Here is a 24,151-nt window from a genome sequence, read left to right as displayed (position 1 = left end):
TATAACTAAATACACCATTTTAGAAAGGTATTTTTCATATTAATGCTTTCAATATCAATATTTTTTATTTATTAAATTATTAACAGAATATTCATCCGACAGCTTTAAATTAAAGCAGAAATTTCAGCCACTACATTTTTGTTTTACAAAGTATTGTCTGCTAAGCAATTATAAACTATTTAAAATAGCAAACCGTATAATTTTAAAAAATTCTGTCACAGGCAACTTTTATGTTTAAGTGAGATTCTAGAATTATAAAAACAATTTTGTTTTTCGCCAACCGCCCAAGCAAAATTAAAGCCTATTACCTAAACAAATGGTAATAGACTTCCAACAGCTTATTCAATTTTGATAATTTCTTTGATAAATTCTTGATAACTGTTACACCTAGATAATTTGGCAACTTTATTATCATTAATGATCACTTCAGAAAGTTCATCAAAAACTTGCCGGAACCTTTTTTCGTCTTTTGGACTTGAAGCAAGCATAATAATTAAATAAACTCGCTGGTTTCCCCATTCGACACCCTTTTCATTAATATAAATAAACCATTGGCTCAGCCTAGCATGATAATTAATTGCATGAGGAATTGCTACAGAACCAAATGCCGTGCTGGAAAGGCGCTCTCTTTCCCAAATCTGTTCTTCAAAGTCTTTGGCGACAATTTTTTCTTGTAAAAACCGCTCACTTATAAAATGAATAACTTCATGGGCTGTCCGAGTATGATTTTCAGTAATAAAGTTAGCAGCAGACGTAAATTTGTCTAACCCCTTCTGCAGTTTATGTGCTGAATTGGCATCCTTAATTTGGTTAATTGCCTTTTGAATCTTATTAATATCACCTGGTAAAAGGAAACTAGAAACTTGGACAAACTGATGCTTTTTGATAATTTGCTTTGAATCAACGACAACTACTAACTGCGTTTCCGCTAATAAATCGGTTTCTGAACTAACAGTATTTAAAATAACCAAATCATTGCCAAATTTATGGTCAAGCAGCGAAACTGCATTTTGTGCATTATTGTGATATTCAGGTATCAGCAATTGACAAATCACTTTGTTTTCATTCCTAATTTGTTCCGTTACGATATTACCAACATGAAGGGCAATAAAAGCAATTTCTTCTTCACTAACGGCAATTCCTAGTTCCTTTTTTATTTCATAGGCAATCAGAGTCGCACATTCATAAATTGTCGGCGAAGAATTTTTGATATTTTCAGCTAATGGATTATGTACTGTATTATTATTTTTAAAGCGGGCAATTAAACGCAACAAATGTGGCAAAAAGCGGTTTTTGAAAAGTTCTTCATCAAGATCAAGATTATAAGTTTTACGGACAAATGCTACGATTCTTTTAAATAAATTATTAAGCTGCGAATTTTGTGGTAAATCAGCAGAGTGATTATCTGATAATAGCTGGACCATTTTCGTTAATTGCTTAATATCTTCGTCTGATAAATGATATCTTGTTCTCTGATTAAGCTTAGTGACAATTGACTTAACTACTGGATTAGAGATTTGATCTTTTTCTGCTACAAGTGCAATCTTATCGGAACGATCTAGCATAATTACTAGGTGTAAGAGAAGATTACTGAAATTAAAGGAATCAAATTTAATATTAGCGACTTTAGCACTTTGCCGCAAGATATCCGCCACTGTTTTTACATCGACTTCAGGAAAATACTTTTGAATAGCCTTTTCATTAAGCAAGGTACCGTTTAATTCGTGATAGATCATTGACGAAAGAAGCTTACGCTTGTTTTCCTCTTCACCATCAATATGGTAAAAATCGCCTTCGCGAATCAGTCTTAAGTCAAAATTACTGAATTCACTCGTTAGCTTTTTTAATTCTTTACGTAACTCAACTTCATTGATGTAAAGTTGACCAGATAGATCATAAATATTGAGTGGCTTTTTAGCTTTGATTAGTTTACGAATTAACCACGAACTCCTCTGGCCCGCATTATCAGGTAAATATTCGCTTATTTCCGGAGTATCAAAGTTGCCTTTTATTCTATATCCTTTAGGTCCACTCTCAATTTCAATATTATTTTTACGCAATTGAGCTATTTTACTTTTTACCGTTCGCTCAGACACGGCCAATTTCATCGCAAGAGTTTTAGCAGTGATCCAAGATTCATTATTTTGCCTTAAAAAATCAAGTAAATCTCTGTTGTCGCTCATGTTTTAGTCTCCTTAATTACTCTAAATTAGAGTGTGTATCCCGTAATTGCCTAGTTGTAATCAAATTAGCATGCAATGCCTTTAAAATTAAGCTATCGAAAAGCAGTAATGAGGCTTGTTCATATAAACTTCCCATTGGCTGGACAGAATTCTGGTTAGTGTCCTTTGTTTGCGCCTCAATGACAATAACTTCATCACTTGTTTGACTTAAAGGAGCAGTCCTTTTAGCTGTAAAAGTCAAAATCGTTGCTCCCACATGCTTAGCGCTTTTAGCCTGTCCGAGTAAAAAGGTGGACGTGCCACTAGCAGAATTCAATATTAGCAAATCTTCAGCATTAATTGCCGGACAGGTGATCTCACTAACAACGTGAACTTGTAACCCCGCTTGCGTCAAGCGGTTAGCGAGTGCGCGAATCATCAGACCGCTTCGACCCTCTCCTGACAGGAAAACTCTCTTAGCAGAAAAGATTAGTTGTAGAATTTTTTGTGCTTTCTGCTCTGATAAATCATAATTAATAGTAGTTAATTCTGTACAAATTTGAGCAAACTCTTTAATCATTTTTAACCTCTTTTGCTAGCTGCTTACCGACTTTGCCAGCAGGATGATTTAATAAAAAGTCATTTTTAGAAAAATGTTGTTCTTGCATCAACAAAACAGCAATTACATCAAACAAAGAGATAACAGCCAAAGTACTGGTAGTAGCTAACAAATTAAATTTGTCTAGTTCGCGTTTAACCTTAATTTGGACAGCCAAGTCCGCTTTTTGAGCTAAAACTGAATCAAGATTTTCCGTAATAGTAATAATTTTGGCCTTTTTAAATTCAATATTAGCAACAAAGCTGGTCAGTTCTTTAGTTGAGCCACCCTTTGAGATAAAAATAACTACATCATTTTGCTTAACTTGTCCTAAGCCGCCATGAACCGCATCCGAAGGATTTAAATAAAAAGCAGCTAGACCAACTACATTCAGTGTATGAGTAATTTTTCTGGCTGCCATTGCCGAGGTGCCACAACCGGTGAGAAAAACATTATGAGTATTCTTTTTTAAAATCGTTACCAGATGAGTAATCTCATCTGGGGCAATACTTTGCCCTAGGGCACTTATTTCTTCACCCTCAATTTGGAACAATTCCGAATAACTATTCATTTTGTTCTCCTAAAACAATAACTTCAATCTTTCGTTGACGTTCTCTTGTCTGATCAAAATCAACGAAGAAAATTTGACCAACTGCTCCCAGCAATAGCTCATTTTGCCGAACCCCTAAACAAATGCTTGAGCCCAACAAATCTGCTCTTAAGTGCCCATCAGTATTTAACATTGTCCACTTAACTGCTGGATAATTTGGGTCCGTCTTTTTCATACCATAAGCGATGTGCTTGGGACCAGGACTCAGATAAGGATAATTTTCCGTGGTTTGGCGGGGAACAATTTTTTCTAAAACATGATTAAGATCCACTTGAAGAAAATCATCATCATAATAGTTGCGGTCATGCATGTACTCATCAAAATAAATTGAACAAGTAGTATGTACAGTCTGAACCAAGCAAAGACCATTTTGAACTTGGCTATCAGCCACAATTTGTTTAACCTGATCCGTAATCATGTGATAAGATGGCCTGCCCGAGACGGTTTCCAATTGAATTTCTTGATAGTAAAATGTCATGATTCAAGCGCTGCCTTTACTTGATCCCAAACCTGCTCTGTTCCAATTCCTGTTAACAGAGCTACCCCGTTGATTACTCGGTCTTTAATAGCATCCGGAACAATCGTCGTCGATATAACAATGTCATAAAGACCATTTTGAATATTATCGACTTCTTGACTAACTGCAGACTGCTTGATTTCAACATCATTGGCAAAATTATTTTCCTTTAACCAATCATTTACCTTTGCATGAACGATTGTTGATGTAGCATGGCCTGCGCCACACATAATTAGCATTTTTTTCATTATTATTCACCTTTCTTATTATTCATTAACATTAAATTTCTTTACTACATTTAAGTAAAAAAGCAATCCTAATAAAACAACGATTAAAATAACTAGTCCGATTAAGCCCATATTCTGAGCCATCCATACAAACGCTGCATTGGTCCACAAACCAGAAAGCTCAAATGAAAATGCTCCTTTAGTATTAATGCTGTAGTTAGCTAACTTAAAGCTCTTCATAACAAGGGGCGAAAGCCAGGTTGACAGATAGAGCATTGGAATTGAGTAAATTGTGGCACCAATTAAACTTCTAATAATATTGCCTTTAAATGCACCAACTAATAGTGTGAAAACATAAACATAAAGTGTTAAATCCCCTAAAGGCAAAACTTTATTACCTGGTAAAATGCTTGCTAAAAATAACGAGATAGGAATCATTAAAACACTAGTTGCTATGACAGCTGGATGTCCAACAGTCAAAGCTGCATCCATTCCGATATTGACTTTCTTGCCCCGCAAGTGCTTTTTAGTAAATTCTTGTGTAGCTGAAGAAATCGGGGTCAGACTTTCCATAAACATGGAAATCATTTTTGGCATAATCTTAAGAGTTGCACCCATTTCAACTCCCAGTTGTAAAATACCGGCAAAATCGAATCCTGCTAATAGGCCAATACCTACACCTACGATAAAGCCAATAACAAGGGGATCGCCCAAAACGCCAAAACGCTTTTGAATTTTTTCAGGACTAGCATCGAGCTTATTGAAACCTGGAATTTTATCAAATAGCCAATTTAAAGGAACCGCTAGAATAGTAGCTGAAAGTGCCATCGTATGAGTTACTGCAATACCCGGTAAGTTGAAAAACTTTTCCGTGATCGGCTGCATCAAATCTGCTAAAAGCAATTCAAGTAAGAAGCCACCGCCTAAAGCAATAATGCCATATACATAATTCCCGGTTACCGCCCAGACGAGCAAACCAATAAATGTTGGTTGCCATAAATTCCAGATATCAACGTTTAAGGTTCTAGTTAAACCAACCCAAACTAGGATCAAGTTAATTAAGATGGTTAACGGAATTGCTAAAACCCCAAGTGAACTTGAAAAAGCAAGAGGACCACCAACACCACAGCCAACATCCATGATACTTAGAGATAAATGGTAACGCGTCACCATCAACTTGATTGCTGGTTGTAAATCGGTGGCCATCATATTAACCACCATATTCATCCCAATAAAGCCGGCACTCAAAGTTAATCCCGAAATTAACGCCTTGGCTGGCTTTAGGCCTACAATTAGGCCCAAAATGATAATAATAATTGGGATACCAACTGTTGAGCCTAAATTTAGGAACCAGTGGATTGCCTGTACAAACATTTTCTTCACTCCTTCTATTTCAAATCATACTTATTTAAAATTTGCTCTACATTTTGGGGATTTCTTTCGGCCAATAACTCGGCAATTGCTTGCTTATTCTGGCAAAAAGTCATTAGATTACTTAAAAGCTGGGCTTGTTCATGCGGCTTACTCATCGCGATCATGAACACCAAACTAACCTCTACGTCAACTGCCTTATTAACCATGCTTTTGAAGACAACCGGCTTTTTTAGAGTCGCTACCGCTATTTGAGATGTATTAACATATTCAGAATCAGTATGGGGAATAGCAACTCCAATTCCATTTTCAAGTTGTAAACCCGTTGGGAAATTCTTTTCCCTAGCCAAAACATGAGTTAAATAGTTATCCTTAACGATTGTTTTTTGCTTTAGCATCTGGGCAAGCAGTGTGATTATTTCCGTGCTGCTTTGCACATCAGCTTGCAGCTTAATAATTTTTTGATTAAAGAACATTCCTCATCCGCCTTTCTATCTTCAAATATTAAGCGCTATCACACAAAGAATAAAAACAAGATTTGCACGTTAAGGGGAAAATACGGGTGCCACTTATTTCACCTTAACTAGGCAAATTTTATTTTGGTTTAGACATCATATTGGTTTAAAAGTTGTAGTAAAGGAGTGATGTATGATGTGTCAAATAGCTGTTTCACTACACAGCGGACCGAAATTGAATTTAGACAAAACCCTGAAGAGCCTTGCTAGTGCCCGCGCTGATTTTCTTCATATTGATGTAATGGACGGTCATTTTGTACCTGAAATTGATTTTGGTCAAAAACTTGTGCAAGAAATTAGTCAAAACTGCCAAATTCCATTAGATATTCATCTGATGGTCGAAAAGCCTGAAACTTTAATTGAGCAATATATTTTCCCAACAACGGAAATAATTGGTATTCATGTTGAATCGACACCGCACATTCACCGCATTTTAACTTTAATTAAAAAATTGGGTCAAAAATGCGAGGTGATTATCAATCCCGGGACACCTGTTTCAACAATCATCCCTGTCCTTAGATTAGTAGACCAAGTAATGGTTATGTCGGTTGATCCGGGAACAAGCGGTGCAAACTTTATTGACTCAACAATCGAAAAAGTAAAGCTGTTAGACGAATTAAGACGGCAAAATAATTATCATTACCAAATCAAAGCAGATGGCAGTATTGATGATCACAATATTGTTAAACTGACAAAAGCTGGCTTAGATATTGCAGTTGTCGGATCTTTTATTTTTAAAGATAATTTGGCAGGACAGATTGCCAAATTAAAAAGCAAGTAAAAATAGGTCATTTCTCGTTCAGGAGAAATGGCCTATTTTAATGGCGCAAATTAAGTAGTAATGTATTTTGGCTAAATCTGGTTAATCTGTTCTTCTAAGTTCAGTACTTCTAAAACATCAGTTGCACATTCTGCCCCCTTATTGCCTGCTTTTCCACCAGCACGATCGGTGGCTTGTTCAACCGTATCAGTCATCAAAACACCAAACATGACAGGAACTTTACCATTAGCAGTGGCTGCGGCAAGCTGCGCAGTTGTTCCTTCACAAACATAGGTAAAGTGAGCGGTCGCTCCACGAATAACTGCACCTAAAGCAATGATGCCGTCAACTTTGCCACTTTTTGCTAAACAGTTAACTGTCCGGGCAATTTCAAAGGCACCTGGAACATGAACAACTACGATATTGTCGTCCTTAACACCTGACTTATGTAATTGACCGATAGCCCCTTCAAGTAAGCGATCAGTCACAACGCCATTAAATTGCGCAACAACAATACCAATTTTTTTATTTTGACCAGCCGCAATATTTCCCGTAATTTCCTTCATTTTAATCAACCTCACTTAATAAATGGTTCATCGCATGTTTCTTAGTTTTCAAGTAATCCCTGTTTTCTGCGGTCATTCCAACTTCGACGGGAATGCGCTTAGTAACTTTTATCCCATAATTTTCCAATTGCTCGACCTTATCAGGATTATTTGTCATTAATTCAACTTCATTTACTCCTTTTTGGCGTAAAATTTCGGCAGCAATGTCGTATCGGCGAGCATCTACGGGCAAGCCCAAATGCTGATTTGCCTGGACCGTATCCATTCCTTGGTCCTGCAATTGATAAGCGCGCAATTTGTTCGTAAGTCCAATCCCCCGGCCTTCTTGCCGCAAGTACAATACCGCACCTGAACCGTTTTGCTCTATTTTAGTTAAGGCCTCAGCTAATTGAGCGCCACAATCACACCTTTTTGAGCCAAATACGTCACCAGTCAAGCATTCACTGTGAAGCCGCAGCAACAATGGGCTTCCTTGCTTAATATCACCCTTGCTAATAAGTAAAGTTGGCTCCTTGTCTGGGTGTTCGCTGTCTTTAAAACCCTCAAGCTGAAAGTGACCATATTTCGTCGGGAAGTCAACTTTAGTAAAAGATTCGATATCCAAGTCTTTTGCTTCATGGTGTTTACGGTACTCAATCAATTCTTCAATGGTTAAATATGGTATTCCCAAGCCTTCTGCTAAGGCCTTTAAATCCTTTCGCCGCGCCATATGACCATCTTTTTTAATACATTCACAGATAAACCCAACTGGGGCCACACCAGCTAAGCGAGCTAAGTCTAAAGCTGCCTCTGTATGACCAGTTCGTTCTAGAACTCCACCTTCTTTAGCTACAAGCGGAAATACATGACCAGGATGGTAGAAATCATCCCATTGACTATCAGGATTAGCCAACTTCTTGATTGTTTTTGCCCGGTCAAAAGCAGAAATTCCAGTAGTAGTTTCTGTCGAGTCAACGCTTAAGGTAAATGCTGTGCCAAAAGTATCATTTGACCCCGTTTCAATCGGTTCAAGTTGAAGTCTATCCGCAAATGCTTTGCTCATCGGCACGCATAAAAGTCCCCGAGCTTTGCTAATCATCATATTGACTGCTTCGGGAGTTACTTTTTCGGCTAAGCCAATCATATCGCCCTCAGATTCACGCTGAGGGGAATCGGCAACGATCACTAATCCACCCTTTAGCATGTGCCGTAAAATTTTCTTCATTTTTTGTTCTAATTGTTCGTCCATTTTTTGCTCCATTAAAATTCTTTTTTCCATGCCTGAATTTGCTTTACCGCATAACGTCCAATCATATCCATTTCAAGATTAACCTGATCATGAACGTGATAATGCGCCAAGGTGGTATTAGCAATGGTATAAGGAATCAGACTTACGCCAAATTCGTCATTTTGTGCCATCGTCACCGTTAAGCTGATACCATCAATTGCCACCGAGCCTTTTTCAACTAAATAAGGATCATATTTATGCGGTACCTTAAAACGTAATTCAATTGCATTTTCATTTTCACTTCTACTAATAATTTCTGCCGTAGTATCAACATGACCAGCTACAAGGTGACCATCAAGCTTGCCGTTCAAGGAGAGCGATGGCTCCAAGTTAACTAAGCTGCCGTTAGTCAGCTTACCTAAGTTAGTCCGTTTCATCGTTTCCGGCATTACATCAACCGTAAACTCATTATTTTGCCAAGAAGTCACGGTTAAACAAATTCCATTAACCGCAACACTAGCGCCAAGTGGCAAGTTTTGCTTCGCAATTTCAGCGGCCGAAATGCCTAGCTTAGCGTGCTTTTCGGTAATTTCTAACCGAGTGATTTTACCAGTTGCCTGAATTATTCCTGTAAACATTTATTTTCTCCTTGCCGTAATCCGAATATCTTGTCCTAGCTCTTGGACAGCTATTAATTGGTACTCCAATTTTTGTGTGAGTGCTGCACCCACGGCTACAGGCAGAGCGGTTCCGCCCAATACTATTGGAGCAATATAAGCAACTATTTGATCAGCTAATCCGGCTGCCAAAAACTCAGCTAACAGATTGCTGCCACCCTCAACTAATAGCGACTGAATTTCACGTTCAGCTAAAAGCTCACCAATTTTTTGGGGCGTCCATTTGTGAGAGACAAAGCAATGCACATTGGCCTGGGCCTTGCCCTTTAACTCGGTCTGACTAAGTAGCCAAATTGGGCCAGGTAATTTAAACAGATTCTGCGTTAAATCAAGTTGATTTGCATCATGCGTTAAAATGATTCGAATGGGCGGCTGTGGTAAAGCCTTTATTCGTACCGTTAATTGCGGATTATCAATTCGCAATGTGTTCGCTCCAATTAAAATCGCCTGCTGGTGCAAGCGCAGCTTTTGCACATCGTACTGGGCTTTAGGGCCAGTCAGAAGCGTGCGCGCTTTTCCTGCACCATTAAGTTTCCCATCAAGTGACATTGCATATTTCAAGGTTACGAGTGGTCGGTGATGCTGATAAAAGAAGTTATATGCCTTGTTTAGTTTCTCTGTTCCCCCTAGCACCTTGGTTTTAACGCCGTGCTCATTTAAATACTTAATTCCTTTACCAGCCACAATTCCGTGGGGATCAATTTGCCCGATAATCACTTCTTTAATTCCGGCCTCAGCTACTTTTTGGCAGCAAGGCGGCTGCTTACCGTAATGACTGCACGGCTCCAGCGTCACGTAAAGTGTTGCACCTTGAGCTTGTTTGATATCGTCTAGCTGATTAAGTGCATTAACTTCCGCATGCTCTTGTCCAAATTGATGATGATAGCCGGAAGCTAAGACCTGGCCGTTTTTAACAATAACCGCACCAACTAAAGGATTGGTCCATGTCATTCCCAGTGCCTTAACGGCCTCTTTGCTTGCTATTTCCATATAGTCTGTATCCTGCAAAAAATTCACTTCCTAAGCACAAAAAAACCTCGTTGATTTTCAGAATCAACGAGGCACTAATATTTTCTAATTAAATAAGATTTCAGCGAAGTTTAAAAACAACGCTAAGATTAAATTAGCTTAATTTGTTCTTCTCCCATCCAGACTTTAACTGTCGGTACTAGACTTGCACTAGTTCCACCGCGCGTACGCGGGTCACGGACTTCAACCTTACTGGTTGTCACCGTCGGTAGGGAATTTCGCCCTGCCCCGAAGAAACCGTATTCAATTAGTTACAGAATAATATACTAATTTGATTGCGTCAATAGACCCAGCAAAAAGAATTGAAAAGCTAGCTGCAATTATTCCCGCTTAAGTTTCCAATCTGAAGCTTTAAGAGGGAGATTATTGTTTTTACTAAAATATTTTTTAAAAGCGGTGATAAATTCTAACCTATCTTCATGACGATAACGGTAAATGTCATTTAGTGTCATACAAGCCGTCACAAGTAAATCAGTCAAAACAATTATTAACAATCCGATTAAAACGTATAACAGGTAAAGCATGGTATTCCCTCCTAAAAGTTTAGCTGTACTACTTATCTAATACAGTACTATCATAATGAATAAATGTCAACGATTTTTTAAGGCAAAATTAAACTTTTATGATTATTTGACACTTTGGTTTCGCTAAAAAAAGACTATTAACTGTCAAGCAACAATTAATAGTCTAATTTAGTCTTTAGTTCTAACGGTTAATATTTATTGTTTTTTGAATCGACGAAGAAAATTAAGTACCGTGACAATCACTTGTCCAACCGTCAGGATCAAGCCTACGGTTTCTAATACATCAATTGTGTCTTCACCGTTATTCAAGTTTTTATTTTTTCTCATCTAACCACTTCCTACAAAAACCATTTAAGTAAATATTGATTCTTCTTAAATTATACTTTTTTATTCTCAATATACATCAAGTATATACCATATTATTAAGTAAGTTTTGCTTTTAAGATTTTTAAATAAAAACTTTCGTGGTACCTTCATAGCCACCCCATCAGTTGTCATACTTAAGTTATTATTTTCATCGCATTAAATTAGTAAGGTATTAGATGAAAAGTTGGAAACCTTAATTAAACGGCATTAAATCTTTTGCGTTAAAGATCTTGGTCTTAAAATTACTATTCAATTGTTAACCTACTTTCTCCCGTTAGATTCTTGTAGGTCGCAATTTCTTTGCCAGCGCAGTAAAGCTTAACATCAAAAGACTGAATTCCACTAGAACGTATTAATAAACTTTCACCCTTTCGAATAACTGTAACTTTGCCACATTCTTTACCATAACTATCAGTGATTGAAGTTACTATTTTTCCATTTTGCGGCTCAATAATTGATGCATTCAGCTGCTATAGTATAAACAGACCAAGACCCTGGAAATGATATTCTTCTGTTCCATTTTTTCAAAAATTCAACTTTTTTCTGACTTCTAAATTTTTATTGTCTAAAATAGAGAATATAAACTATTTATTCTAATTTGAACAAGGAGAACTTTATGATAAATAAGAAATCTATTACTAAGATTTCATCAGGTCTTTTAATTGGTTTAGGTCTTGTAACATTACAACAAAATCCGAGCTCTGTTTCGGCTGCCTCTTCTCCCAGAGTGCAATTAAGACATAATTTTTATGTGTACTCTTCCACCGGAAAGAGAAAGGGAAAAGCTTCGCTAAAAAGAGGAACATACCTTAAGACTTTCGGCAAAAGATCAATTAAAGGAAAAACATTTTACAAAATTGGAAAGGGTCGCTATATTAAGAAAGTTAATACTGTGATTCCTCCTAAAGAAGATAAGGATCCAGTTTTATTTACTGTATATTTGAAAGATGACGCTGAATTTTATACAAAGCCTAATGGTAAGCCTTCACTTTATACACTGATGGGAAAACAAAATGTCTATCAAACTTATAATGACAATAATGGGAATACGTGGTATCGCATTAAGTACCAAAACTGGGTAAAATCAAGCGATACACAAAAATCAAAGGTAAAAGAAGATAAAGAAGTCCCAACTTCAGCCAACTGGGACGATCCAAATGATAATACTAGTATTGAAGTTGATAATACCAGTATTAGCTCTGAAAAACAGATGAAAAGTAATCTTCCGAGCGGGACAGCTCTAGACCGAAACACTATCGAAGAAACTGCAAGGTGCTTTGAAAAACTTGTCAATGACTGGCGGGCAAATCAAGGAATTGCCACAAAAGTAACTTATGTCACCAGTCGATATGATTATGATGTCTCAAGAGCTGTTCAAGATGCTCAGCATTATGACAAATATAAGGTATCTGACAAACACGCTGGTGCAAAAGGTACAAATTATGGTGAGCTAGAAACTCTAGTTATAAATAATAACCCTCAGAAAATGGCACAAGAAGCATTTCAACAACTTGTTTATAAGGATGCTTCGTCAAATTTTGCTCACAGAGATATTCTAAAACAGGCTTCACTTAAAACCATTGGTATCGGTTTGGCAACAACCAACTATAATGGTTATGTTTCTAATGGTGTTACTTTCATAGTAAGTACATCCAGTCATTTTAACTAAATGTAAATTAAAAAGAGTCTATGCTAAAACATGTGTGAACCACAAATTTAGGCCAGTATAATAAATTTCAACTAAGGACTAACTTCCGCTATTTAGTCGGACTTAGTCCTTTTAGTTTTGCTTTGATTTTTTGCTTGTTATAGTGACTAATATATTTTGGGATTGCTTCTTCAAGTTCGTTTACATTCTTAAATTAGTTTTAAAGCCGTAGAGTATTGCCCGTTTGAATACGCCAAAGATTGAAAATTTCAATTTTATCTTGCTTAGATAATTTAGCCATAATAAAAACCTCGAAGTTGTTCTAACTTCGGGGTTTATATCATTTTAGTCTTCTTTATTTAATTATTATTGTTAATCTAGCAAGCAATAATGAAAAAGCAATTTAGTATAAATATTTTTTTACAGCTTCTGTAGGAGCCATTCCTGCACGAATTTTTAATTCCAATTCAATTGCCACATCCGCAATAATTGATTGGGGATCAATTATATTATACGGGTGGTCTGGCGCTTTTTCTTGTGCCAAAGATAACTCGGTACAACCCAGCAAAATAACCTCGCAGCCATACTCATCATGCATTTTGCGCAATATGCGGTGATACAACTCAGCATCAACAACACCCTTTTGCTTGATGTTGTCGTAGATTAATTCAGTTACTAACGGCTGAATTTCTGGGCCGCCTAATTCAGCTTTTCGCCCTACCTTGGCTAATTCATCAACATAAAGATGATCATAAATTGATCCTTCAGTCGCAATTAAACCAATTTTTGTTTCGTCCGGGTAATCTTGCACAAACCGGTGAACAGCAATCCGCATCATATGCAAGAAAGGAACATCGGTCAGCGCTGCCAAGTCATCATAAAAATAGTGTGCCGTGTTACACGGCATAATAAAGAAATCTGGCTTAAGTTGCGCTTGCTGTAAAACATCTTCACGCAAATTAAGAAAGAAATTAGGTTGCGAATGATCTTTTATATATGCTGTTCTATCAGGAATTTGAGCATCATTGACCAAAATGTAATTTAAGTAGTCCTGATCCTTAGTAATCTTAATTCGGTGATTTAATTGGCGAGCTAGGCTCTCCGTCGCAATCGTTCCCATTCCGCCAAGAATGGTAAAAAAGTTTTTCATATGTTCTGCTTTTCTCACTAATTAAAGTGCTCGTCTTGTCCTTCTAACTCGTTAATTATTTGCTGAGCAACAGTAATATCTGAAGGATAAGGGGTATTAATACCACGTACTTTCTGGAAGCCATCTTCGCCCTTGCCACAGACTAAAACAACATCACCTTTTTTCGCCATGCTGATTGCATCGTGAATGGCCTTTTGCCGGTCAAGTTCAATTGTTACGTCCACTTTTGAATGATCGATACCAGCATCGATTTCCTGGCAAATTTCTAGTGGATCCTCAAAGCCGGGATCATCAGTAGTCAAGAAGGCCTTGTCGGCGTACGCATTCAAGCTCTTACTAAAGCCAGGACGGCGAGAAACGCCTTTATCTCCAGGTGCACCGACAACCACAATGATTTTTGGATTATCAAATTCACGTTGCATGAAGCCCATCAGTGCCATCATTGAGGCTTCATTGTGCGCATAATCAACAATTACTACACCATGGTCCTTAGTTACTTCTGTCTGCATTCTTCCGGGAACACTAACATCGCGAATGCCCCTAGCAGCAGCATCATGTTCCATTCCAGCTAAGCCTGCACCAATCACAGCAGCTGTTCCGTTGGACTCATTAAAATCACCCAACATCTTTAGCTCGTAATCACCCGCAATTTTTAGCTTTTTAGCTTGGTCACTGATACATGAAACTTTGAACTTAGTCCGTGCCATATCAAGTTCTTCAGAAGAATACCGGAAATCAATTATTTGCGGTAAAGTAGGATTTTCAAACTTCTCATCAGCAAATAAATAAATGCTATCAGGATCAGTCGTAGTGGTAGCAGCCGCATAAACTTCGTTAAAGTGCGCAGTTTGTGCATTGATTATACACTTACGTGCATTAACCAATAACTGCAGCTTGCAGTGTAAGTAATCCGCAAAATTAGGATGCTCGTTTGGACCAATATGATCTGGAGAAATATTCAAGAAGAACCCGAGATCATAAGTTAGGCCAAATACCCGGTTACGTTTATAAGCTTGACTTGAAACTTCCATTACTAAATGAGTCATGCCATTATCGACTGCATTACGCATATCACGGAACAAATCAAGTGATTCTGGTGTGGTCAGGCTAGACTTGAACGTATCTTCTGGTTTTTGCCCCACAACATTATTAACGGAAGAAATTAATGCCGTTCTGCCGCCATTAACTTGGTCAAGCATCCCCTTTAAAAAGTATGCCGTCGTTGTCTTACCCTTAGTTCCAGTAATGGCAATTACGTATAAATCATCCTGTGGAAACCGGAAGAATGCTGCCGATAACAAGGCCATTGCTTTGGCAACATCACGTACAATCAAGGCGTGCATTCCTTTTCCTTCCGGATAAGGCTGTTCAGCAACATAACAATTAGCACCGTTATCTTTTGCCATTGATAAATAAGTTGGTCGAAAACCTGCTCCTTTGCAGAAGAACAAGGTATTAGTTTGGATATCACGTGAATCATAGGAAACATATTCCATCCGCGTAATCACCGTATCTTGAACTGCACTAGACTTAAGCAGGTGATGTTCTTTTAAAATTAAAATACAGGTATTTAAAGAAATACTCATGCTATACCCCTCTATTAGTTATCTAGTCAAAATTATATCACAGCTAGGCGTGAGTTTTTGCATTCTTTGGATCTAATGGCAAACAAATGATAAAACGTGTCCAATTATCATCTGATTCGCAGTGAATTTTGCCATGATGCAAGTCGACAATACTCTTAGTAATCGAGAGCCCGAGCCCAGTTCCGCCAGTTTTAGTATTTCGGGAAGTCTCCATCCGGTAAAAACGCTCAAAAATCTTTTTTAATGATTCTTCTGGAATGCGTGCACCGTTATTTTCTACCCGCAGTTCAACTTCATTGTTATTGACTAAATTAGCTATCAAGTTAATTTGCGTTGCCCCAGTACCATATTTTAAAGCATTAGAAATCAAGTTATTATAGACTCTGACAAGCTTTTCTGGGTCGGCTTGAATCGTTAGGTCCTTAGGTCTTGTTTCAATATTAAAAATAATTCCCTTTTCATCCGCTTCAAATTCGAAGCCAGCAGCAACTTGTTCTAGCATCGAAAAGATGTGTAAAGAAGACAAACTAAGCTTAGTACTAGTTGACTTAAGTGTCGTATATTCAAGCAGGTCATGAGCAAGTGATTTCATTTGCTCGGCTTTCATGTACGCAATATTGAGGTATCTTTGCTGGTCTTCAGGATCCGAGACCCCTGATTTCAATAAGCCCAAATAGCCAATAATTGAGGTTAGCGGCGTTCTAATATCATGAGAAACATTACTAATTAATTCATCTTTGGACTTTTCAATTGTTCTTTCTTCATTGATAGCAGTTACCGTGCTATCAACTAGCGAATTAATCGAGTCGATAACTTTTTGCAGGTCTGTTTTCACTTTAAAAGAAATGGTGTGATCAAAATGACCCTGAGCAATATAATGCAATTCTGAAATAACGTGACGCAACTGCATCTGGTGATAGCGCCTGATGAGTCGCCAATAAAGGACAATTAAATCCCCGATGCCCATAATTACCAAAAAGGTGTTTTGCCAAGACCAGAGATGCCGTCCACCAGCAAAAGTAATTGTTTTCTTTAAAAAATAAATACCGTTTACCAAGTTTTTATTTTGCAGAATGGTCAGATTGATTAAAATAACGATTGATAAATTGAGCAGCAACAATAATACAACCGTAATTACGCCTTCAGCGAAAAGTTCACTTTTTTCCGCGGCTGTTAACTTGACACGTTCTTTTTTCATTTAGCTAAGCCTCAACCTTATAGCCTACGCCCCAAACAGTTTGGATGACATCTTCGCCACCAGTTGCTTTTTGAATCTTGTCACGCAAGTGCGAAACGTGAACCATGACCGTTTTGGCAGAAACAATGGATTCTTGCTGCCAAACACGTTCAAATATTTCATCGGCTGAAAATACCCGGTTAGGGTGACTGGCAAGTAAATATAAAATTCCAAATTCCAGTGCCGTCAACTGAATATCCTTACCGTCAATCGTTTTCACCTCATGTGAATCACGGTTAATAATGAGTGGCCCAATTTCAAGAACATCAGGTTCATCATCCTTAACCTGCTTTTGACTACGACGTAACAGTGAACGGACACGGGCCATTACCTCTAACGGATTAAACGGCTTGGAAACATAATCATCGGCACCAGTAATTAGTCCCTGGATTTTATCCATGTCGCCTGTCTTAGCGGAAACGATAATAATCGGAATATCCGAGTCTTTCCGAACTTCCTTAATTACATCAATTCCACTCATGCTAGGCATCATTACGTCCAAAATCATTAGAGCAATGTCAGGAGTAGTAGTGAGCTTAGTAATGGCTTCTTTGCCGCTATAAGCTACAACAGGGGTATAACCTTCATTTTTAAGGTAAATACTTAATAATTCAACGATTTCTTTATCGTCATCAACTACTAAAATTTTCATCGGGCATATTCCCTTCTTTAATTTTCTTTTTGTTAGATTTATCTAAATTATTTTTTCGTTTTATTTTTGCTAACTATAGTGTAGCAGACTCTTTGCCATCTATTTTAGCCAATTATCTGATAATCACCTAATATTCAAGCATAACTTATCTTTTTATTAAAAAAGCTGGACAACTTGGTCCAACTTAGCTAGTTAAAATCATTTATTCCACTTAAATACCTGATAATCCATTGCCGGTCAACATAGCCCAATATTTCTTGATTTGAATTTTGAACAGCAATTGTTGGATGCTCGCTTAAAAGAGCTAACAAGTTAGCTAATTTATCATCAACACTAATTACAGGCGCCGCTTTAGGACTATCTCCTTGCTCCTCTTTAAGTTCATTAAACAGGATTGCTTGACGCACAGGCGTTTCGTATAAATCATTGCCAAGACTTCCCTGGAAGAATTCGCGGACAAACTGGTTAGCAGGATGACGCAGAATTTCTTGCGGCTCAGCTACTTGTAATAAATTGCCATCTTTCATAACACCAATTCGGTCAGCCAGTTTAAGTGCTTCACTCATATCATGTGTAACAAAAACAATGGTATTATGCAGCTCCCGGTGAAGCTTAATAACAAGATCTTGGAGATTAGTCCGCGACAATGGATCAAGGGCACTAAAGGGCTCATCCATTAACACAATTGGCGGCTTAAAAGCAATTGCCCGTAAGATTCCAATCCGTTGCTGTTCACCACCAGATAGTTCTCGCGGATAGCGATCATAGTAGTTATCTGGATCGAGGTTGACTTGCTTTAATAAATTGCGTACCTTTTCGCGTTGCTCTTGTTCTTTACCCTTCACTTCGCCCTTGATTTCAGGGATTAAAGCAATATTCTTAGCAACAGTCATATTAGGAAAAAGGGCAATTTGCTGCAGCACGTAACCAATGTTCCACCGCAGTTTTTGGACATTATAATCAGTGGTGGGCTGATCATTAACTAGTACCCTACCGGAACTGGGGTCCTCCAACCGGTTAATCATTTTAATTGAAGTCGTTTTGCCACTACCAGAATTACCTACCAAAACAAATAGCTCGCCTTGCTGAATGTCTAAATTGAAATCATTAACTACCACTTGATCAGCAAAGGCTTTTTTTACGTGTTCAAATTTAATTGCTGTTGTCATGGCTAGTTCTCCTTAATTAAATGATGTCGCACTAGATATTTATGGGCTACTTGGCTTGGATCCGCATTTTTGACGTTTACTTCATAATTCATTTCCTGCATTTCTTTTTCCGTAATTCTGCCTGCCAGTTTGTTCAAACTAGCTACAATCTGTGGGTGCCGTTTAGCAAAATCAGACCGCATGAGTGGTGCTCCCTGATAGATTGGGAAGTTATGCTTATCATCTTTTAAAATATTTAAGTGATATTGCCGCAGTTCACTATCAGTGGAATATGCGTCAACAATATTAACTTTTCCCTGCTCAATTGCCTGGTAGCGCAGTGCTGGCTCCATCGATTTAACCGGGAAATTAATCTGGTAAAGCTTTTTAATACCCTTAAAACCATCACCACGATCAATAAATTCCATGGTCATTCCACCCTTTAACTGGCTCTGAATGTTTGCTAAGTCACTGATTGTCTTTAGCTGATGTTTTTTCATAAAACTGGCTTTAACCGCGAGCGCATAAGTATTATCGTAGGCCATTGGCTTAAGCAAGGTAAGGTTATCTTGCTTAGCAAGAACTGCACGCGCTTGCTGATAAGTTTGCTTTTCGGTTAAATTAGTCGTCGTGACCGGCTTTTTGGCTAAAGTTTCCAGCACTGTTCCGGTAAATTCCGGATAAATATCAATTTTGTCATTTTTAAGTGCACTAAACAAAAAGGTTGTCTTCCCAAAATTAGGCTTAAGGGTTACTTTGACGTGCTTATCACCGTCTTCAATCAGTTCTTTGTACATATTAATTAAGATTTCTGGTTCTGCACCTAATTTACCGGCAATCGTCACCGTTTCCGTCTGGCTATTGATTGTTTGATAAACACCTGAACCGACTAAAAAAAGCAGGCAGACGCCGAAAACACCAAGGGTGGTTCTAATTGAGGCATGTTCAAGCCACTTGATTAGCGCACTTAAAGTGATTGCCAATAGACCGGAACAAACAGCACCGATAATGATTAAGGCAGTGTTATTACGATCAATTCCCAGTAGGATAAAACTTCCTAATCCACCTGCACCAATTAACGCAGCCATCGTTGCTGTACCGATGATTAAAACTAGCGCAGTCCGAATTCCCGAAATAATTGTTGGCATCGCAAGCGGCAATTCAACCTTGGTCAGTTTTTGCAGTCTAGACATCCCAAAAGCATTGGCAGCTTCTTCAAGTGCGGGATCAATGCCGGTTAGTCCAACATAAGTATTTTGAAAAATTGGCAACAAGGCATAAACAACTAAGGCAATCACTGCCGGAATCGTGCCAATCCCAACTAACGGAATCAAAAGACCTAAAAGGGCTAAGGACGGAATTGTTTGCAAGATACTGGTTAGCTGTAATAAAAATTCAGCCGCCTTTTTATGCTTTGTTGCCCAAAAGGCAAGCGGCATTGCTATCAACATTGCTAATAACAATGATACTAACGATATTTGTAAGTGCTGCAACAGGGCAACCCATAAATCTCCCCGGCGATCATTGAGGATTTGTATAATTTGGTTCATTGATAATTTCCTTTTTACTCAGCACTGCACTAGTTAACGGCTAAATTATTGCTAGGTAGCACTTTAACCGCAATAACACGTTCACGTGAATTTATTCTTTTATTACAATAACACAAACTGATGTTTTCATCTAAAAATGTGCTCTGATTAGATACTTTTTTAGTAGAAAGTTAATTTTACTTTGTTAACCTTAAGCTTCTTTAACCTTGCTTGCGTAAGCTTTAAGTGCACTGATATCAGCAATTATCAACAATTATTTTTAAAAATCAGCAAACAAAAAATCCTAATATCTTTGACAACTTATTGTAGATATTAGGATTCTTATTAATTTATTTTATTCAATTTCTTTCTTGCCAGTGTAGAGTTCGTAGTAGTAACCCTTCTCCTTGAGAAGCTCTTCGTGGTTACCAGCCTCAATAATATGACCGTGGTCAAGAACTAAAATCAAGTCCGAGTTAACAATTGTCGATAAACGGTGCGCAATGACAAAACTTGTTCGTCCTGCTAACAGGTTATCCATTCCGGCTTGAACCAACTTCTCAGTTTGAGTATCAATGCTTGAAGTTGCCTCATCCAAAATCATAACCGGTTCATCAGCAATCATTGCCCGTGCGATACTTAATAGCTGCATTTGTCCTTGGGATAAATCGCCGCCATTACCATCAATCACAGTCTTATAGCCCTCATCTAAATTATGAATGAACTCATCCGCGTGTGAAAGGTGTGCTGCTTGGTAGACGTCATCATCGCTGGCTTCCATGTTACCGAAGCGGATATTGTCCATAATAGTGCCGGTAAACATGTGCGTTTCCTGCAGAACAATCGATAGTGACCGTCGCAAGTCATCTTTTTTGATCCGTTTAATTGGAATGCCATCATAGGTAATTGTTCCTGAACCAATTTCATAAAAACGGTTAAGCATGTTGGAGATAGTGGTCTTACCTGCACCAGTTTCACCAACTAAAGCAACTTTCATGCCTGGTTTAGCATCAAGCGAAATATTGTACAAAATTTGCTTATTAGGTGAGTAACCAAAGTTTACTTTGTCAAAAACAATGTGACCCTTAACGGTAACTTTCTTGACTGAACCATCTTTTTGCGGAACATTCCAGTACCATGAACCCTTGACATCCTTATTTTTCGAAATGGTGACATCGCCATCATCAATTTCAACCGGTTCATCTTCCAAGTCGAAAATTCTTTTTGCACCAGCTAACGCCATAACAATTGAGTTTAATTGCTGCGAGATTTGCGCAATTGGCATAGCAAACTGCTTAGATAACTGCAAGAAGGCACCGATTACCCCCAAAGACAAGGGAGCAATATGGTTAAGCGCAACAGCACCACCCAAAACGGCGATTAAAACGTAAAGCAAATTACCAACATTTCCCATAATTGGGAATAAGACAGTAGCGTAAGTATTAGCTTTACCTGCTGCATCTTCTAAGGCCTTGTTATAAACGTTAAAATCCTTTTCAACTTCAGGCTCATGACTAAAGACCTTAATTACCTTTAGCCCATTAAGCATTTCTTCGTTGTACCCGTTGACTTGACCCAATTCTTTTTGCTGCATTTGGAAGTAGTGTGATGAACGCGTAGTTAAAAAGCGCACGATTCCAATTGACAATGCAAAGATAATCAAAGTAAAAATAGTCAGTTGCCAGCTTAAACTAAACATCGCTGCTAAAACAAACACAATGTTAAGCATCGAGTTCATAAATTGCGGAATTGATTGCGAAATCATCTGCATCAGGGTATCGATATCGTTGGTATAACGACTCATAATATCCCCATAATCATTCTCATCAAAATAAGAAATCGGCAATTTTTCCATATGCTCGAACATTTCGTTACGAACGCGATATTGTACTTTTTGTGCCAAAACGGCCATCAGCATTGCAAACAGGTAGTTTGAAATAAAGCCGATAGCATAAAAGCCAAACATTACCGTAATTGCCTGCCAAAGTGGGCCAAAATTAGGATGAGCTTGCTTAGTCAACGGAATGATATAAACGTTAATTAAACGCTCGATAAAAAGCGAACCAATAACATTGGCACCGGCCGTCAATACAATAGCAATGATTGACGTAATTAACATCCAAGGGCTAGTATTCGCAATTAATTTGAGCAAGCGGTACAAGGTTGTGGTCCGCTGACCCTTCATACTTGTTTTTTTATTTTCTGCTGCTTTATCCAAATTTATCACCTACTTCTTTTGCTCTTCTTGGAACTTGGCAATTGAACTGTAGAGATCATTACGCTCCATTAATTCGTCATGCGTGCCAATATCCTGAATCTTACCATCATCCATGACAACGATTCGATCAGCATCCTTAATTGAAACAATTCTCTGTGAAATGATAATTTTGGTCGTTTCCGGCATATCTTTTGCCAAAGACTCACGAATTTCCCGTTCAGTATGCGTATCAACCGCAGAAGTTGAATCGTCCAGAATCAAAATCTTTGGGTTCTTTAGTAAGGCACGAGCAATCGTAATTCTTTGTTTCTGACCACCAGAAACATTGTTTCCGCCTTGCTCAACCATTGTGTCGTATTTATCAGGCATTTCACGAATAAAGTCATCGGCGTGTGCAATCTTGGCAGCAGTTAGAATTTGTTCATCTGTTGCATGTTCATTTCCCCACTTCAAGTTATCCTTGATCGTACCGGAAAATAAAACATTGTTTTGCAAAACAACGGCAACATTATCACGCAAAGTCTTTAAATCATATGACTTAACGTTATGACCTGAAACGCGGACAGCACCAGAATCAGTGTCGTATAGTCGCGGAATCATTGCTACTAACGTCGACTTAGATGAACCCGTTTTACCAATAATTCCAAGTGTTTCACCCGGCTTAATATTTAAATTGATATTGTTCAAAGCAAGGTTTTTATCATCCGGATTGTACTTAAAATTAACATGGTCAAAGATAACTTCACCATTAGTAACATGCTTTAATGGTTTACGCGGATTCTCAATTGATGGCTTTTCATTAATTACGTCAGCAATTCTCCGACCACTTGCCGCAGAAACAACCAGCTGAGTAAAAATCATGGCCAAAATGTTTAAACTGTTCAAAACTGAGTTTGAATAAGAAAACATTGAAATTAATTGACCGGCTTGTAAACTGCCGCCAACAATTTCTTTAGCACCGAACCAGCAGATAGCCAAGTTGGAAATATTCAATACGGCCATGACCACCATCGCGTTGAGTGACATAATTTTTTGGGCCGTTGAGAAAAGCTTGTAAATAAAACCAGAAGATTTTTTAAACTCTACGGTTTGCGGCTCTTCTTGAACGTAAGTTTTAACTTCGCGAATTCCCCGAATATTTTCGCGCACGACTTGGTTCATTCGGTCATATCCCCGAAAGATTTTAGGGAAATATGGGTTAGCACTCTTAATAATCAGGGCCATTAAAATGACAAAGATTGGTGCAATAATAACAAAGATTAGTGACAAACGTGGACTAATGATCAAAGACATAATTATCGAAACTATCAGCATCATTGGGGCTCTAACCGCAATTCTGATTAGCATTTGGTATGACATTTGAACATTGTTAACGTCAGTCGTCATTCTAGTAACAAGACTTGAGCTTGAGAATTTATCAATATTTTCAAAAGAAAAGTCTTGGACATGGTAAAACATGTCTTTACGCAAATTAGCTGCAAAACCAGCTGCCGCATGTGCGGAAAAGTAGCTGGCTCCGGCACCTAAAATAAGCGAAACGATTGTGATTATCAGTAGTAATAGTCCAGCTCTAGTAATATAAGGCATATTACCTTTCATGATGCCGTTATCAATTAAAATTCCAACCAGATATGGAATTAACATTTCAATGATAACTTCACCAGTAACAAAGAGCGGCGACAATAAGGATTGTTTCTTATACTGCCTAATTGATTTACGCAGTGTGTTAATCATTAAATACCTCTTTCTATCTATGTGAAATGACTTTCATATGTGCCTAAATTTTAAAAGGATAAATAGATTTTAAAATCTATTTATCCCTAAAAATATATAGTTAACTTAGTATAGCGCTTT

General features: G+C 37.9%; 23 protein-coding genes, 1 pseudogene and 1 riboswitch. Of the genes and pseudogenes, 2 read left to right on the top strand and 22 right to left on the bottom strand.

Annotated features, from left to right (window positions below):
- Positions 1–338: 338 nt before the first annotated feature.
- Genes J3U69_RS04300 through J3U69_RS04270 form a run of 7 tightly spaced genes read right to left on the bottom strand, consistent with a single transcriptional unit; the run spans position 339 to position 5,961 of the window.
- A complete protein-coding gene (locus tag J3U69_RS04300) occupies positions 339–2,183 on the bottom strand; it encodes a BglG family transcription antiterminator (RefSeq protein WP_267413148.1) in 1,845 nt (614 codons plus the stop codon).
- A gap of 16 nt (positions 2,184–2,199) precedes the next feature.
- The gene (gene hxlB, locus J3U69_RS04295; protein WP_267410212.1) at positions 2,200–2,742 is read right to left on the bottom strand and encodes a 6-phospho-3-hexuloisomerase; all 543 of its coding nucleotides are present in this window, start codon (positions 2,740–2,742) and stop codon (positions 2,200–2,202) included.
- On the bottom strand, positions 2,735–3,331 hold the full coding sequence (locus J3U69_RS04290; protein ID WP_220220661.1) for a KpsF/GutQ family sugar-phosphate isomerase: 597 nt from the start codon (positions 3,329–3,331) through the stop codon (positions 2,735–2,737). The genes hxlB and J3U69_RS04290 overlap by 8 nt, the downstream gene beginning before the upstream one ends.
- Complete coding sequence (locus J3U69_RS04285; protein WP_220269091.1) at positions 3,324–3,848, bottom strand: YjbQ family protein; 525 nt, start codon at positions 3,846–3,848, stop codon at positions 3,324–3,326. The genes J3U69_RS04290 and J3U69_RS04285 overlap by 8 nt, the downstream gene beginning before the upstream one ends.
- Positions 3,845–4,135, bottom strand: coding sequence for a PTS sugar transporter subunit IIB (locus tag J3U69_RS04280; protein ID WP_220220659.1), 291 nt, complete (start codon positions 4,133–4,135; stop codon positions 3,845–3,847). Before J3U69_RS04280 ends, J3U69_RS04285 begins: the two co-directional genes overlap by 4 nt.
- Positions 4,136–4,153: 18 nt before the next feature.
- Entirely contained in the window at positions 4,154–5,488 is a 1,335-nt protein-coding gene (locus J3U69_RS04275; RefSeq protein WP_220232701.1) for a PTS galactitol transporter subunit IIC, read from the bottom strand.
- A 14-nt stretch (positions 5,489–5,502) separates the two neighbouring features.
- Entirely contained in the window at positions 5,503–5,961 is a 459-nt protein-coding gene (locus J3U69_RS04270; protein WP_267413147.1) for a PTS sugar transporter subunit IIA, read from the bottom strand.
- A 172-nt stretch (positions 5,962–6,133) separates the two neighbouring features.
- Between J3U69_RS04270 and J3U69_RS04265 the strand changes: the two genes are divergently transcribed.
- Complete coding sequence (locus tag J3U69_RS04265) at positions 6,134–6,781, top strand: ribulose-phosphate 3-epimerase (RefSeq protein WP_267413146.1); 648 nt, start codon at positions 6,134–6,136, stop codon at positions 6,779–6,781.
- A 71-nt stretch (positions 6,782–6,852) separates the two neighbouring features.
- Here J3U69_RS04265 and ribH read toward each other — a convergent pair whose 3' ends face one another.
- The 6 genes from ribH to J3U69_RS04235 all read right to left on the bottom strand — a co-directional run bounded on the left by ribH (position 6,853) and on the right by J3U69_RS04235 (position 11,090).
- A complete protein-coding gene (gene ribH, locus J3U69_RS04260) occupies positions 6,853–7,326 on the bottom strand; it encodes a 6,7-dimethyl-8-ribityllumazine synthase (RefSeq protein ID WP_103752881.1) in 474 nt (157 codons plus the stop codon).
- A gap of 1 nt (position 7,327) precedes the next feature.
- Positions 7,328–8,554 (bottom strand): GTP cyclohydrolase II, encoded by a 1,227-nt coding sequence (ribA, locus tag J3U69_RS04255; RefSeq protein ID WP_267413144.1) that lies wholly within the window; start codon positions 8,552–8,554, stop codon positions 7,328–7,330.
- Positions 8,555–8,565: 11 nt separating this feature from the next.
- Positions 8,566–9,171, bottom strand: a complete 606-nt coding sequence (locus J3U69_RS04250; protein ID WP_103752879.1) for a riboflavin synthase — start codon at positions 9,169–9,171, stop codon at positions 8,566–8,568.
- The gene (gene ribD / locus J3U69_RS04245; RefSeq protein WP_267413143.1) at positions 9,172–10,227 is read right to left on the bottom strand and encodes a bifunctional diaminohydroxyphosphoribosylaminopyrimidine deaminase/5-amino-6-(5-phosphoribosylamino)uracil reductase RibD; all 1,056 of its coding nucleotides are present in this window, start codon (positions 10,225–10,227) and stop codon (positions 9,172–9,174) included.
- A gap of 115 nt (positions 10,228–10,342) precedes the next feature.
- Positions 10,343–10,479: riboswitch (FMN riboswitch) on the bottom strand.
- An 80-nt stretch (positions 10,480–10,559) separates the two neighbouring features.
- Positions 10,560–10,763, bottom strand: a complete 204-nt coding sequence (locus J3U69_RS04240) for a hypothetical protein (protein WP_220269087.1) — start codon at positions 10,761–10,763, stop codon at positions 10,560–10,562.
- Positions 10,764–10,958: 195 nt separating this feature from the next.
- Complete coding sequence (locus J3U69_RS04235; RefSeq protein WP_258562415.1) at positions 10,959–11,090, bottom strand: hypothetical protein; 132 nt, start codon at positions 11,088–11,090, stop codon at positions 10,959–10,961.
- A gap of 655 nt (positions 11,091–11,745) precedes the next feature.
- Between J3U69_RS04235 and J3U69_RS04230 the strand changes: the two genes are divergently transcribed.
- Positions 11,746–12,798, top strand: coding sequence for an SLAP domain-containing protein (locus tag J3U69_RS04230; protein ID WP_267413142.1), 1,053 nt, complete (start codon positions 11,746–11,748; stop codon positions 12,796–12,798).
- Between the two features lie 88 nt (positions 12,799–12,886).
- Here the strand turns inward: J3U69_RS04230 and J3U69_RS10430 are convergent.
- The 9 genes and pseudogenes from J3U69_RS10430 to J3U69_RS04190 all read right to left on the bottom strand — a co-directional run.
- Positions 12,887–12,979: pseudogene (locus tag J3U69_RS10430) on the bottom strand (IS3 family transposase); the annotation flags it as partial.
- 201 nt (positions 12,980–13,180) lie between these two features.
- Positions 13,181–13,927, bottom strand: a complete 747-nt coding sequence (locus J3U69_RS04225; RefSeq protein ID WP_267413141.1) for an aspartate/glutamate racemase family protein — start codon at positions 13,925–13,927, stop codon at positions 13,181–13,183.
- 17 nt (positions 13,928–13,944) lie between these two features.
- The gene (locus tag J3U69_RS04220) at positions 13,945–15,513 is read right to left on the bottom strand and encodes a UDP-N-acetylmuramoyl-L-alanyl-D-glutamate--2,6-diaminopimelate ligase (protein ID WP_267413140.1); all 1,569 of its coding nucleotides are present in this window, start codon (positions 15,511–15,513) and stop codon (positions 13,945–13,947) included.
- A 43-nt stretch (positions 15,514–15,556) separates the two neighbouring features.
- The gene (locus J3U69_RS04215; RefSeq protein ID WP_220220650.1) at positions 15,557–16,711 is read right to left on the bottom strand and encodes a sensor histidine kinase; all 1,155 of its coding nucleotides are present in this window, start codon (positions 16,709–16,711) and stop codon (positions 15,557–15,559) included.
- 4 nt (positions 16,712–16,715) lie between these two features.
- Positions 16,716–17,402, bottom strand: coding sequence for a response regulator transcription factor (locus J3U69_RS04210; protein ID WP_103752875.1), 687 nt, complete (start codon positions 17,400–17,402; stop codon positions 16,716–16,718).
- Positions 17,403–17,590: 188 nt separating this feature from the next.
- Positions 17,591–18,571 (bottom strand): ABC transporter ATP-binding protein, encoded by a 981-nt coding sequence (locus J3U69_RS04205; RefSeq protein ID WP_267413137.1) that lies wholly within the window; start codon positions 18,569–18,571, stop codon positions 17,591–17,593.
- 2 nt (positions 18,572–18,573) lie between these two features.
- Positions 18,574–20,100, bottom strand: a complete 1,527-nt coding sequence (locus J3U69_RS04200) for an ABC transporter permease/substrate-binding protein (RefSeq protein WP_267413136.1) — start codon at positions 20,098–20,100, stop codon at positions 18,574–18,576.
- A 334-nt stretch (positions 20,101–20,434) separates the two neighbouring features.
- Positions 20,435–22,264, bottom strand: coding sequence for an ABC transporter ATP-binding protein (locus J3U69_RS04195; protein ID WP_220221164.1), 1,830 nt, complete (start codon positions 22,262–22,264; stop codon positions 20,435–20,437).
- Between the two features lie 42 nt (positions 22,265–22,306).
- Positions 22,307–24,031 (bottom strand): ABC transporter ATP-binding protein, encoded by a 1,725-nt coding sequence (locus J3U69_RS04190; protein WP_103752872.1) that lies wholly within the window; start codon positions 24,029–24,031, stop codon positions 22,307–22,309.
- Positions 24,032–24,151: the final 120 nt, after the last annotated feature.

It is taken from the genome of Lactobacillus sp. B4026 (assembly GCF_026535825.1).
Classification (GTDB): Bacteria; Bacillota; Bacilli; order Lactobacillales; family Lactobacillaceae; genus Lactobacillus; species Lactobacillus panisapium.
The sequence above is the reverse complement of the archived record's forward strand: the minus strand, read 5'-3'. Positions and strand labels throughout refer to the sequence as shown.